The organism is Streptomyces sp. SudanB52_2052, assembly GCF_964272415.1.
GTDB classification, from domain to species: Bacteria; Actinomycetota; Actinomycetes; order Streptomycetales; family Streptomycetaceae; genus Streptomyces; species Streptomyces olindensis.
Genome location: NZ_OZ186796.1, coordinates 6,324,543 through 6,337,038, shown reverse-complemented (window position 1 = coordinate 6,337,038; position 12,496 = coordinate 6,324,543). Strand labels below are relative to the sequence as shown.

The window sequence follows — 12,496 nt, the reverse complement described above, 5'->3', positions numbered from 1 at the left end:
ACAGCGCCACCGCTGCCTCCGTATCTAAGGGCGGCCCGCGCTCCCCCGCGCGGGCCGCCCTTAAACGTCGGGTCCGGCCGTCCCCAACGGGCCCGCCTCATACGGAGGTTCCATGGCCGACAACGTCACGTCGCTGTTCCGCAGCACCGCGGCCCACAGCCCGTCGATGGCGGCTCTGACACGTGAGGGCGGCGAGGGAGCCGGCCCCGTGGACTTCTGTATCCCGTGCAACCCGTACTTCCCCACCCCGGCCATGTTCGACGACATGGCGGGCAAACTCCGCGACATCATCACGTACTACCCGAGCAGCGCCGACACCATCACGGCCGAGCTGTGCAGCCTGCTCCAGCTCCCGCCGCAGTGCGTGGCGATGGGCAACGGCTCCACCGAGCTCATCACCTGGATCGACCACCTGCTCGTCCGCGAGTCCCTCGCCGTCCCCGTCCCCACCTTCGGCCGCTGGACCGACCAGCCGATGGAGACCGGCAAGCGGGTCGACATGTTCCCGCTCCAGGAGTCCAGCGGCTTCGCCCTGGACCTCGCCCAGTACGCCGAGTTCATCCGCGCCCGGGGCACGCGCGTCGCCGTCATCTGCAACCCGAACAACCCCGACGGCGGCTTCCTGCACAAGCACGCCATCGTGCAGTTCATGGACGCCATGGCCGACCTGGACCTGGTCGTCATCGACGAGTCGTTCCTGGAGTTCGCGGACGCCGAGGCCGAACCGTCCGTCGTCCAGGAGGCGATGCTGCGGCCCAACGTCATCGTCCTGCGCAGCCTCGGCAAGAACTTCGGCCTGCACGGCATCCGCTTCGGCTACCTCGTCGCCAACCCGGCCCTCGCCGGGCGGGTCCGCTCCATGCTGCCGAAGTGGAACCTCAACTCCTTCGCCGAGCACGTCGTCTTCATGCTGAAGGAGCACGGCTCCGAGTACGCGCAGAGCCTGCAGCAGGTGCGCCGTGACCGCCTCGACATGGCGAGTCAGCTCTCCGCGCTGCCCGGTCTGACGGTCTACCCCTCCCAGGGCAACTTCCTCTTCGTGCGCCTCCCCGTGGGCGCCGAGGGCACCGTGGTCCGGGACCGGATGCTCACCGAGCACCGGATCCTGGTCCGCGAGTGCGGCAACAAGATCGGCTCGTCCAGCCGCTTCCTGCGTCTCGTGGTGCGCCCCCAGGTGGACGTGCGTCGCCTGGTGTCCGGCCTGGAACAGGTGCTCTACGGGACGTCCAGGAGGGGAGCCGCCGTGCCCGAGCTGGGCAATGGGACCAGCTACAGCTCGGGCACGGCGGCCGTGGACCGGCTGGTGAGCGAGACGAACGGGTCGGGGATGCGGGGGCTGGCTGCGCAGGCCGTGGGTGCGGGGTCCGTGGCCGGGGGGCCGGGGTCCGCCACGGCTCCGGCCGCCGCGAGCGCCGGTCTCGGCGGTCCGGCACCGGCGCCGATGCCGGCGGCCGCGGGCCTGGGCGGCCCGGGGCTCGCCCCGGCGCCGGCGCCCACCGCCCCGGCCCCCGCTCCGGCGCCCACCCCGGCGCCCGCCCCGGCCGCCGGCATCGGCATGCCGCTCCCCGCCGCCGCGTCCGCCGTGCCGGCGGGCGCGGGCGGTGGGATGCCGATGCCGGCCGCGGCGCAGATGCCGCAGCCGCAGCCGCCCCAGCAGATGCCGCAGCCGCAGATGCCGCAGCAGGTGCCGCAGCCCGCGCCCCAGCCGGTGGCCGCGCCCGCTCCGCCCCTGGCCCCCGTGGCCCAGACCCCGGCGCCGGTCCCTGCTCCGGCGCCGGCTCCCGCGCCGTTCAGCGGGCCGACGCCGCCCGGCGTGCCCGCCCGGGGCGGGCTCACCGCCGCGCAGGTTCGGGGGACCAACGGGTTGTCGCCCGCGCCGGCCACGGGGTGGCCCGCGGCGCAGAGTTGGCCCAACGCGGCGACCGGGTGACAGCGCGGTGCCTTCTCGCCGTGGGCGGTTCGTGTAAGTGGGCGGGCGCGGGGTTCGTCGTGGCTTGTCACGCAGTTCCCCGCGCCCCCAGGGGTGCTAGACCGCCGTCAGTTTCCACTGCTGGCAGGTGTTGTTGAGCCATGACCACTGGCGTACGTCGGCGCTGTCGGCCGTGGAGCAGTTGGCGACGTCGGCGACCTTGCCCGTGGCCTGGTTGGTGATGCGGACGTAACCGCCGTCCGTGGCCACGAAACGGAACCGCTGGCAGGTGTTGTTCAGCCACGACCACTGGCGGAGGTCGGCGCCGTCGGCGGAGGAGCAGTCGGCGGTGTCGAGGACCTTGCCGGTGGCGACGTTGACCAGGCGGTGGGTGTCGTCGCCGAGGTCCTCCAGGCGCCAGCGCTGGTTGGCGTTGCCGTTGCAGGTGTACTGCGCGACGTTGGCGCCGTCGGCCGCCGAACCGCCCGCCACGTCCAGGCACTTGCCGCTGTTGCGGTTGGTGACGGTGTAGGTGGTCGAGGCGGAGGCCGGCTCGCCGGAGGGCCCGGCGAGGGAGGCGCCCAGCCGCACCGGTGTGCCGAAGTTCGGTGTGCCGTCGGAGTTCCAGGTGAACTTCTGGGCCCGGGTCGTGCGGCCGTTGTCGCAGCCCTCGGAGGCCGAGTCGTTGGCGTGGTAGACGATCCAGTTCTCACGGCCGTCGGGTGAGGTGAAGAAGCCGTTGTGGCCGGGCCCGTACACCCCGTTGGCGTCGCTGCGCTGGAAGACGGGCGTGGACTTCTTGGTCCAGGACGAGGCGGAGAGCGGGTCGGAGCCGGTCAGTTCGAGCTGGCCCAGCTTGTAGTCGGGCGTCCAGCAGCCGCTGGCCGAGTAGATGAGGAAGGTGCGGCCGCCGCGCTGGAGCACCTCCGCGCCCTCGTTGACGGTGCCGCCCTGGCGTTCCCAGGCGTACGTCGGTGTCGAGATGGTCGAGTAGGCGCCGCTGACGGTGTACGGGTTGGACATCGGGGCGATGACGAGGTTCTGCGTGCCGCCCGTGATGGCGCTGCCCAGCATGTACAGCCGGCCGCCCACGTTCATCACGCTCGGGTCCAGCATCCACGCGTTGCTGAGCTGTCCCTTGTACGTGTACGGCCCCATGGGGTCGGACCCGGCGCTCTCCAGCACGTGGCTGCGCTGGGTCGGGTTGTAGTCGGACACGTTCTGCCCGGCGACGTAGTACAGGTACCAGCGGCCGTTGAGGAAGTGCAGCTCGGGCGCCCAGATGTTGCAGCAGCGGGAGGCGGCGTCGCCCTTCCAGACCTGCACGCTGGGCGCGGTGGCGAGTCCGGCCAGGGTGGCGGACTTGCGGATGGTGATGACGTCGGTCCAACTCGTCGTCACCAGGTAGTAGTTGCCGTCGTGGTACGAGATCCAGGGGTCGGCGCCCTTGACGGACTTGACGGGGTTGGTGAAAGAGGCGGCGCTCGCGGAGGGCTGGCCGAGGCCGATGGCGAGCAGCAGGGCCGCCAGCAGGGTCAGTAGGCGACGGGCCATCCGCTGCTCCAGTTCAGGAGGTTGACGCCGAGCTTGGGCGTGCCGTTGTCGTTGCCGTCGTAGTAGTGGTAGACGATCAGGTCGCCGTCGACGTCCTTCAGGATCGACTGGCCGCCGGGGCCGATGACGCTGCCGTGCGACTCCAGGACGGGCGTGCCGCCGTTGTTCATCAGGTCGACGCCGTTCTTGTCGCGGTAGGGCCCGGTGACGCTGGAGGCGCGTCCGACCTTCACCTTGTACGTCGAGCTGGTGCCGTTGCAGCAGGTGTCGTACGAGGCGAAGAGGTAGTAGTAGCCGCCCCGCTTGACGATGAAGGGCGCCTCGACGGCCTTGGTCCCGGTGGGGCGGGAGGCGAGCGAGTACCGGGTGGTGTTGGAGCCGAGCTGCTTCCCGGTGGACGGATTGATCTGGATCATCTTGAGCCCGGTCCACCAACTGCCGAACGACAGCCACCACTTGCCGTCGTCGTTCACGAAGAGGTTCGGGTCGATGGCGTTGAAGTCGCTGGAGGAGTTCGAGGTGTAGACGGTGCCCTGGTCGGTCCAGCTGCCCGGCTGGCCGGTGCTGGAGGTCGCCAGTCCGATGGCGGAGGTGTTCGAGCCGAACTTGGAGACGGAGTAGTACATCAGGTACTTGCCGCCCTGGTACGAGATGTCCGGCGCCCAGGCCTCCGGGACGGACGAGTAGTTCCGCCACCAGCTCGGCCTGCTGGAGAAGGCGTCGGCGCCGTTTCTGAAGGCGGTGCGGTCGCTGCTGGTCTTGCTGGCGATGCCGCCGCCGGTGGCGTAGAGCAGGTACTGGCCGGACGAGGTGCGGATCATCGACGGGTCGTGGGTGACGACGTCGCCGGTGACGCGACCGGGGTTGGGGTACGCCGACGCCGTGCTCGGGATCAGGGCGAGCAACGCTGCGGTGGGGAGGGCGAGCAGGGCGGTTCGCCTGCGGAGGGGGCGGGGCGTGCGGGGGCTGCGGCTCATGCGGGTCCTCCTTGCGGTGGGGGTGACAACGCCGTCCGACATCTCGAACAGCGATCGCAAGTTCGAACGGACCGTAGAATCGAACCCCTTGCGCGTCAATGGTCCGCGCAGCACCTGTCGTCAAGCGCCGGTTTCGCCGCGCAGCGCCAACCACCCCGGCACGTCGACCTCGGCACGCACGGTCTTGCCCAGGGGCTCGCGGTCGAGCACCTCCCAGCGGTCGGCGAGCGCGTCGACCAGGACGAAGCCCCGGCCGCGCTCGTCGAGGGGGCGAGGCGGTCGTACGGCACCCCTGGCGGGCGGATACGGCGGCCCGCTCCGGGTGTCGGTCACCTCCACCCGCACGCTGCCCGTGACGAGCGCCAGCCGCAGCTCGAAGTCCCGCCCCGGCACGCGCCCGTGGGTCACGGCATTGGCCGCCAATTCGGCCACAATCGCGCCGACCGCGTCGGAGACGTCCGTCCCGTAGGGGATGCCCCAGCTGTGCAACTGGTTCAGCGTGAGGCTGCGGGCGAGGCGGGCACCGCGCGGGGTGGAACTGAGTCGCTGCCTGAACACACGTACGGTAACCGGTTTTTGGGAGAGAAACTGTGGCGTCATGCGCCCAATCTGGCGGCCGGGAAGGGCGATTCTCCAGGCTGACGCCGCGTACGCTGCGGCAGCGTACGCGGTCACGGACTGGACAGTACCGGTGACTAGCCGTAACCCTGCCTGCGGGAGGTGACCGACGGTGGTCGATGGCGTGGTGGGGACGAACACGGGTGGCGAGCCGGAGTCGTCGGACAGTCTGCGGACGTTCGGAGCGGTGGTCCAGGGCTTGCGCGAGCACGCGGGGTTGAGCAGGGAGGAGTTCGGGGAGCTCGTGCGGTTCTCCAAACACACGGTGGCGTCGGTGGAGTTGGGTCGGCGGATGCCGGATGCCGAGTTCGTGCAGCGCGCGGAGGAGGTGTTCGGGAGGACGGGGGCGTTGCAGAGGGCGGCGGGGTGCCTGGAGCGGCAGCCGGGGTTGGCGGCTTGGTTTCGGCGGTGGGCCGCACTGGAGCGGACCGCGATCACCATGTGCACCTACGAGTGCCGTATGGTCCCCGGCCTGTTGCAGACGCAGGCTTACGTGCGGGCGCTGGCCGCCGACAACCTGCCGCCCCTCGCCGACCAGCAGATCGAGGAACGATGGGCAGCACGAGCCGAGCGGCAGATGTTGCTCTGGGAGCGACCGAACACCGCGTTCAGCTTCATCGTCGAGGAGCACGCGTTCCTGCGACGCACAGGCGGCAGGGCAGTGACGCGGGATCTCATCGAGCACGTGCTGGAGATCTCCCAGCTACGCAACGTCGAAATCCAAGTGATGCCGCTCGTACGCGAATCCCACACGGGACTCCAAGGCCCGTTCCATCTGCTGGAGACACCGGAGAACCAGTGGTTCGCCTACCTCGAAGGGCAAGAGAGCGGCCAGCTCATCACCGACCGGAAAGTGGTCAGCGTGCTTCAGAGGAGGTATGCCAGGATGCGTGCACAGGCTCTCTCCCTCGAAGACTCCGTGAGCCTGTTGCAGCGCATGCGAGGAGAGCTATGAACACCAGCGAACTGGCCTGGTACAAGTCGAGTTACAGCAGCAGCGCTTCCGGCGACTGCCTGGAGGTCGCGACGGCCCCGGACACGATCCACATCCGGGACTCGAAGAACCGTCAGGGTCCTGAACTGCACCTCTCCCCCACCGCCTGGTCCGCCTTCCTCACGCACGCCGCCAAGTAACTGCCCCCCACAGCACTGCGATGGCACCACCCGTCGGCGCGTGTTCGCGAGCGTGTGCGCGGTGGCGGCGCCCCGGGGCGTACGAACGTATGCTTGGGAGTGGAGCAAGCTCCGTACCGCGCGAGGAGGTTGACCCCGTTTCGATCCCACCGTGACCCGACCCGGCAGGGGGCGAAGGAAGGGCATGGACGTCAGACTTCGGCTGCCCGAGGATCCCGACGGCGGCGAACTCAAGCAGCTCTACGACTGGTTGATCAGGGACCGCGAACTGCGCCTCCATGCCGACATCGCGCTGTGTGCAGAGCATGGCGCGGACGAAGGCGTGGACGATGAGGACGAAACCTCCGACACCACCATGGGTGACCTCGTCGACATCCTGGCGCTCGCCCTCGACACCGGGTTCCAGATGGCCTCTCTGGGCATCGCGATCCTCGCCTGGCGGCGGGCCCAGCGGCCACGGTCGTCCGTGGTCGTCGAACGCGACGGCACCCGCATGACCCTGTCGGCAGGTGCCGACCCGGAGGACGTGGAGGCGTTCCTGCGGGCCCTGGAGAGGCTGGACGGAACATCGCCGTACCGTCCTGACGACCCCGATGGCACCGACCGTCACCCCGACGACCAGCCGCCCGAAGGCGACCGCCGGTGACCGGCTCTCTCCCCGACCCCCACGCCTCCGCCGCCGTTCTCATCGGCGTCAGCTCCTACCGGCACATGCCGAAGCTGCCGACCGTGGCGAACAACCTGACGCGGCTGAAGGAGGCGCTGACGGACCGGAGCATCTGGGGCCTGCCCGCGGCACGGTGCGTCACCGTGCCCGATCCGACGAAGGCGGACGAGCTGATCGACCCGGTCGTCGACGCGGCCGGGGCGGAGACCAGGGACACGCTGATCGTCTACTACGCCGGGCACGGCTTCCTGGACCGGCACGGCGCGCTGCGGCTGGCCATGGTCGGGTCGCGGGAGGACCGCCGGCACACGGGGGTGCTGTACAGCGAGTTGCGGGAGGCGATCCTGGAGCACAGCCGGGCCCGTCGCCGCGTCATCATCCTGGACTGCTGCTACAGCGGACGCGCTGTCGGCGACATGGCCGGCCCGGTGACCTCGCTGCGGACGGTGGCGGCACCGGGCATGGCCGACAGTTATCTGCTGACGTCCGCCGAGGCGAACGCCAAGGCGCTCGCGCCCCGCAAGGAGGAGTGCACGGCGTTCACGGGCGAGTTCGTGCGCGTGCTGCGGCAGGGGATCCCGGGCGCGGACGGGCAGAAGGCCGCGCCGTACCTGAGCCTGGACATGATCTACCAGCAGGTCCAGGACGCTCTGGAGCGCCGGGGGCGTCCCAGACCCCAGCAGCAGGACAACGGCCGGATCAGCCGGCTGCCCTTCGTCCGCAACCTCGCCGCCCCGCTGCTCTCCACCTCTCCCCCGCCGCCCCCGCCCTGGCGGCGGTACGTCGCCGCCGCCCTCGCCACGGCCGTCGTACCGGGCGTGACGCTGGCCGCGGACAGCGGCAGGATCCCGTCCGACGTCTGTTCGCCGCGAGCCTCGCTGCTCGGCTTCTCCGACGCACTGGACAAGGCGCGATTCCAGGGGCAGCAGATCCACGGCCTGTCCTCGCTCGCCCTGACCGGACCCTCGACCGCGCTGTCGCTGAGCGACAGCGCGCAGCCCGTGCTGTACACCCTGTCGCTCGGCGAACCGGGCGGGAAGCCCACACCCCGGCCCGCAGCGATGACGCGCCTCACCGACCGCGGGGGCCGCGCCTTCGGCCCGCAGGACTTCGACGGCGAGGCCATCGCCCTGGAAGAGAACCGCAGCACCGTCCTGGTGGCCTCCGAAGCCGGGCCGTCCGTCAGCCGCTTCGACCTCACGACCGGCGAGAAACTGGCGGACTTCCCGGTGCCGGAACGTTTCCGGACCGCGCCGGATGGCCAGACGACGACGAACTCCATCTTCGAGTCGCTGGCCCTCACCCCGGACGGCCGTCACCTCTACGTCGGCCTGGAGGCCCCGCTCAGCCGCGACGGCACGCACCAGGGACGCAATCTGATCCGCGTCCTGCGCTACACCGGGCAGCCGGGCGGCCGATATTCCCTGGACGGCGAGATCGCCTACGAGACGGACTCCGGGCTGCGGCTCGCGGACCTCGTACCGATCGGGGACGGGGAACGCTTCCTGGCTCTGGAGCGCGGCTTCGTCAAGGGACAGGGCAACAGCATCCAGGTCTACGAGACATCGTTCGCGGGGCTGCCGGACGTCACCCGGGTCCCGTCCCTGGCGGCCCAACCGGCCGGCGCCTTCGCGCCCAAACGTGAACTGGTCGACGTGGGCGGCTGCCCACCGTCCGGCGCCAGGGCCAAGGGTCCACAGAGCAACCCCCTCCTCGACAACGCCGAGGGGATGGCCCTCGGCCCGCGCCTCACCGCGGGCAAGCACGAGGGCCGCCGCGCGCTGTACCTCGTGTCGGACGACAACAGCCGCGAGGACCAGACGACCCGCTTCTACACCCTCGCGGTCGACCTCTCCTGAAACCGACCGGCCGACAGAGCGGCCCGCACCATCGACTCCACAAGGAGGTTGGGGCACCCCGCATAAAGGTCACTGATCCTTTGGGCGCCTGCGCTCGGACCGGGTGATGCGCCGGCCGCCCCGCCTCGGGTCTACGACGCCAAGGGCGGCCGACCGCCCAAGCACGGCAGCGAGTTCGTCTTCGGCGACCCCGCCGCCTGGGCCACCTGGCGTGCCGGCGAGGCGCGGCCGCGCCCCGAAACCCCGACCGGCCTCTCGGCCCACTCGGGGGCCCAACCGGCCCTGGCTCCCGCTTTCAGTGAGCCGAGTCAAGGGTGGCCCACAGGGCCATCGCCGAAGGCGACGCGCAGCGCCCTTTACTCGGCTCGCGGAAGCACGACACTGCCCAGGAAGCGGGCGGCCCTACCAGCACCCATAAGCGGGGCAGGGCTGAACCCCGTCGCCCCGTCCCTCACCGCCGCCCGCCGAACTCCCAGTCGTGCACCTCTACCTCGGCATACCGCGCCCGGGTCAGCACCGCACCCGCCGCCTCCGCATCCGCCGCCCGCACCAGGGCCGCCGTACCCACCCACACGGCACCGTCGTCGGACAGCAGCGGCCCGTACGCGATCAGGTCTTCCCTCAAGTCGCCCGGCACATCGAGGTCGACACCGTCCCCCGAGCCGAACCCGAGCACGAGGTACCGATTCCCGCCAGTCCGCCCACCGGGAAACTCCCACATGGTCCGCCCCAGCAGATTCCGCCACCGCCGGATCAGCACGTCCCGGTACGCCCCCGCCTGGTAGTTGGGCTCGTCGAAGGCGAACGCACGGGCGGCGGCGGTATCCGGCAGGTCGACGATGTGCACACTCCCGGTGGGCGTCTCCCCATCCGCGCCGAAGGTCGGCCCACGGGCGATCAACTCCGCCTCGTACTGGTCCATATAGGCCCAGTGCGCCTCCCCCAACTCCACACGCAGCGGCAGAGAGCCGGCCCGGTCACGGTGGTAACAGAAGAACTCCATGACCAGGATTGTTCCTCACGGCCCGGAGACACCCCCACGAGGCACGAACCCCACGCTATTCCAGCATTCGCCCCTCGTCGAAGCCGAGCTCCTCCTCAGCACCCAACTCGACCGCCGCATGCCATCGGACAACGTCAGGCCTGGGAAGCAATTACCTTCTGGCACAGCCAGTACGCGGTGCGTCGACCTGCACGGACCGTTCGGCCGCGCGGTAGAGGGAGGCGGCTGCATCCGTCGCCCGGATCTGACCGAGGATATCCACGAGATCTTCGTTGTTGATTTCCGGGACATCCGCGTCGAGGATCTCCCGAAGCGTCTCACCCAGACCAGGAGCCTGCAGAGCGGCAGCCAGATTGGCGAGCCTCTCCACTCTGGGCCAGTGGCGTGCACAAGCCGCTTCCCGAATCCAGGCGACGACGGACTCCGCCACCTCGGGATATTCCGCAGCGATGGACTGGGCACGCTGTTCCGTGACAAACCCCTCCACCAGGGCGTCCACCGCATCGACCGCCCCCTTGGCGGACAGGAACGAAGCACTTTCCGGTGTTCCTTCCACCTCTTCGCTCAGTCCGGCTCCTCAGACCTTGAAGGTACTCACGGGATTCAGCTCGGAGAAGAGTGCCATCCTTCATCCCGCGAAGCAACGCTCTTCTATACGCGGACGGAAACCTATGGAACCGAAACTCAAGAGGTCCACCCTGCAGCTTGTCCCGAAAGCCCCCGTTGAAGCTCTCAACAGCTCCCAGGGGTGGTCAGGACGCCGAAGCTACTCTGTAGACCTTCGTGAGGTTGTCGATCCTTGGGGCCCCGTGGCACGCAGCAGGATGCCTGTGAAGAACATGGGCGCCAGCGAACTCTGTCTCTTCATCGAACCGTACGGCGAGGACTACTGGCTGAATCCTGGAGAGGCCTTCACCGTCGGCCCGGAGACCGAAGGGATCGACGTCTGGTTCGACACCTACGTCTCGACGGATTGCATCACCGTGTGGCTTTACGAGGACGGTGACCCCGCCAAGGTCGTTCTCGACTGCGTAGTAGTTGATGCCGACGGCACCCGGCTGGATTGCGGACATCAGAGGCCTCCGCGGCTGGCTAATCCTGATCCGGCCTGACCTGCGCGCTTACGGCGGTGCGGGATGACAAGTCCGTCCGGGTAGCCGCCGTCGGCGATCGTGAGGGTGTCGCCGTCGATGACGGCCTGGTGCTTGGTGGAGTACCGACAGTTCTTCGACCGCTCGGCCACAGTGTGGTCCGCAGGCGGGGAACGGGGCTGGGAACGCTCGGATCCAGTCGCGCTGGATCCTGGCTCGGACGTGTTCTCGGGTAGAGCGACTTACGAGACCCCACGGATCAGAAAGGAGCGGGCCATGAGGCGAGATCGGTCGAGCCTGCAGCGTCGTCGGCGCGGCACACTCGCCCTGGGTGCCTTCGGAGCCATCGTCGCGGGGCCACTGGAGTACTTGGACTCCGGAGTCGGCTGGAACGCCCTTCTGGCACTTCTGGTCGGCGCTGCGGCCGGAAGCGTCGTGGGCTTCCTGTTCCCTTCCCTGCTGAGTCCCCGCCAGGGGAAGCACACAACTGTGCCACCCGCTCCGCCACCACCGCCATCACCACCGCCACCGCGGCCGCCAAAAGGCAAGTAGGGCCCGCGACTCCTTATCCGTTCATGCCCCGACAGGGCGGCGAGTTCGTCTTCGGTGACCCCGCCACCTGTGGCGTAGAGCAGGCCGTGAGGCTGACCCGGCAGGCGGCCTGGAGTCCGGGGTCGACGTCGAGCCGCTGATGGCCTGAGAGCTTCCCGGCTTCCCGTTGCCCGGGACTGACGGCGGCCCACCGCATCGGTGGGCCGCCCCCTGTGCACCGTCAGGACTTCTTCGGACACTCCTTCCACGCCATGTGGTACACCGTGCTGATGTCCCCGTCCGTGGAGTCCATCGTCATGAAGCTGACCTTGTCGGCCGCCTGCGTACCGGCGTTGACCCGCAGCTCCGTGTTGATGTTGAAGTTGCGCTGGACTCCGCAGGGCGCGTAGACCAGCTGGGCCCAGTCCGTCTCGTCCGTGGCCTGCCAGTTGTCGTTGTAGGGGCCGTTGAAGGGGTGGTTCCTGGTCACCGTGCTCGGAGAGCCCTGGAAGTAGTACGAGGCCCGCTGGGAGCCGCTCGCGCCGCGCTGGAGTGAGGCGAAGCCCCGGTAGTCGGCGCTGGCGATGGCGTACGTGAAGCCCTGGGGCACGTGGACGATCAGGCTGAGCTGGCAGTTCCTGCGGAACGCGGTCGGGTCGGAGCCCCCGCCGGCCTGCGCGAGGTAGTCGCTGTAGGTGACCGTGAACGCCGTGTTGTCCTCGGAGACGGCGACCGCGGTGGTGCCCTGCGGGCAGCCGGAGCCGTTCACCGTGGCGACCTTGATGACGATCTTGTCCGGGGGCGGGTCGACGAACCCGGAGGACGGGGATTGCGCGGGAAGTGCGCTGGTGAGCAGCGCGGCGATCGCGCCGCTCAGGAGCAGGCCACCGGCCATGGTTCTCCCATCCGTTCGTGGGGGGTGGAAAGGTTGCGGGCATGTGCATGTCAAGATCACGGCACACGCACCCCCGACCTGTGACCATTTCATGGAGGAGCTGTGAAGGTCGGGAGCGGTCGCATCGTACGCAGCGGAACGGGGTCCGGCCAGGTCGCTCTCCGGCCATTCACACCGGCGGTGATTCACAGCCGCCGTGCCCGCCGGGCGAGCCATGCCCCCGGGCGCATAAGGTGCCTTCCACGCGATGAGGATCAC

The 12,496-nt window shown here is 69.5% G+C and carries 12 protein-coding genes and 1 pseudogene; 6 read left to right on the top strand and 7 right to left on the bottom strand.

All coding sequences use genetic code 11. The features are described from left to right. Nucleotides 1-112 precede the first annotated feature (112 nt). Nucleotides 113-1,930: a pyridoxal phosphate-dependent aminotransferase gene (locus tag ACSUPV_RS28325; protein ID WP_436948810.1), complete on the top strand. Its 1,818-nt coding sequence runs from the start codon at nt 113-115 to the stop codon at nt 1,928-1,930. A 96-nt stretch (nt 1,931-2,026) separates the two neighbouring features. Here ACSUPV_RS28325 and ACSUPV_RS28320 read toward each other — a convergent pair whose 3' ends face one another. The 3 genes from ACSUPV_RS28320 to ACSUPV_RS28310 form a co-directional block, all read right to left on the bottom strand. Beyond that, the gene (locus ACSUPV_RS28320; RefSeq protein ID WP_031111922.1) at nt 2,027-3,463 is read right to left on the bottom strand and encodes a family 43 glycosylhydrolase; all 1,437 of its coding nucleotides are present in this window, start codon (nt 3,461-3,463) and stop codon (nt 2,027-2,029) included. After that, on the bottom strand, nt 3,445-4,440 hold the full coding sequence (locus ACSUPV_RS28315) for an arabinan endo-1,5-alpha-L-arabinosidase (protein ID WP_037767821.1): 996 nt from the start codon (nt 4,438-4,440) through the stop codon (nt 3,445-3,447). The genes ACSUPV_RS28320 and ACSUPV_RS28315 overlap by 19 nt, the downstream gene beginning before the upstream one ends. Nucleotides 4,441-4,560: 120 nt before the next feature. Next, on the bottom strand, nt 4,561-5,040 hold the full coding sequence (locus ACSUPV_RS28310) for an ATP-binding protein (RefSeq protein WP_359794776.1): 480 nt from the start codon (nt 5,038-5,040) through the stop codon (nt 4,561-4,563). A gap of 130 nt (nt 5,041-5,170) precedes the next feature. Here ACSUPV_RS28310 and ACSUPV_RS28305 point away from each other — a divergent pair, with 130 nt between their 5' ends. From ACSUPV_RS28305 to ACSUPV_RS28290, 4 genes are all read left to right on the top strand, one after another. After that, nucleotides 5,171-6,013 (top strand): helix-turn-helix domain-containing protein, encoded by an 843-nt coding sequence (locus tag ACSUPV_RS28305; RefSeq protein ID WP_031111918.1) that lies wholly within the window; start codon nt 5,171-5,173, stop codon nt 6,011-6,013. Beyond that, a complete protein-coding gene (locus ACSUPV_RS28300) occupies nt 6,010-6,192 on the top strand; it encodes a DUF397 domain-containing protein (RefSeq protein WP_031111916.1) in 183 nt (60 codons plus the stop codon). Before ACSUPV_RS28305 ends, ACSUPV_RS28300 begins: the two co-directional genes overlap by 4 nt. Before the next feature lie 184 nt (nt 6,193-6,376). Further along, the gene (locus ACSUPV_RS28295) at nt 6,377-6,838 is read left to right on the top strand and encodes an effector-associated constant component EACC1 (protein WP_436948809.1); all 462 of its coding nucleotides are present in this window, start codon (nt 6,377-6,379) and stop codon (nt 6,836-6,838) included. Further along, nucleotides 6,835-8,718 (top strand): caspase, EACC1-associated type, encoded by a 1,884-nt coding sequence (locus ACSUPV_RS28290; protein WP_436948808.1) that lies wholly within the window; start codon nt 6,835-6,837, stop codon nt 8,716-8,718. The genes ACSUPV_RS28295 and ACSUPV_RS28290 overlap by 4 nt, the downstream gene beginning before the upstream one ends. A 451-nt stretch (nt 8,719-9,169) precedes the next feature. Here ACSUPV_RS28290 and ACSUPV_RS28285 read toward each other — a convergent pair whose 3' ends face one another. Together ACSUPV_RS28285 and ACSUPV_RS28280 are read right to left on the bottom strand one after the other, a co-directional pair. After that, nucleotides 9,170-9,721, bottom strand: coding sequence for a YciI family protein (locus ACSUPV_RS28285; protein WP_436948807.1), 552 nt, complete (start codon nt 9,719-9,721; stop codon nt 9,170-9,172). A gap of 151 nt (nt 9,722-9,872) precedes the next feature. Further along, a complete protein-coding gene (locus ACSUPV_RS28280; protein WP_436948806.1) occupies nt 9,873-10,277 on the bottom strand; it encodes a hypothetical protein in 405 nt (134 codons plus the stop codon). A 268-nt stretch (nt 10,278-10,545) separates the two neighbouring features. On the opposite strand from ACSUPV_RS28280, the gene ACSUPV_RS28275 reads away from it, so the two are divergent. Next, a complete protein-coding gene (locus ACSUPV_RS28275) occupies nt 10,546-10,833 on the top strand; it encodes a hypothetical protein (protein WP_051649289.1) in 288 nt (95 codons plus the stop codon). A 5-nt stretch (nt 10,834-10,838) separates the two neighbouring features. Here ACSUPV_RS28275 and ACSUPV_RS28270 read toward each other — a convergent pair. Together ACSUPV_RS28270 and ACSUPV_RS28265 are read right to left on the bottom strand one after the other, a co-directional pair. Further along, nucleotides 10,839-10,982 (bottom strand): annotated as a pseudogene (locus tag ACSUPV_RS28270) (IS5/IS1182 family transposase); the annotation flags it as partial. 602 nt (nt 10,983-11,584) lie between these two features. Continuing rightward, nucleotides 11,585-12,238, bottom strand: coding sequence for a DUF4360 domain-containing protein (locus ACSUPV_RS28265; RefSeq protein WP_031111905.1), 654 nt, complete (start codon nt 12,236-12,238; stop codon nt 11,585-11,587). Nucleotides 12,239-12,496 lie beyond the last annotated feature (258 nt).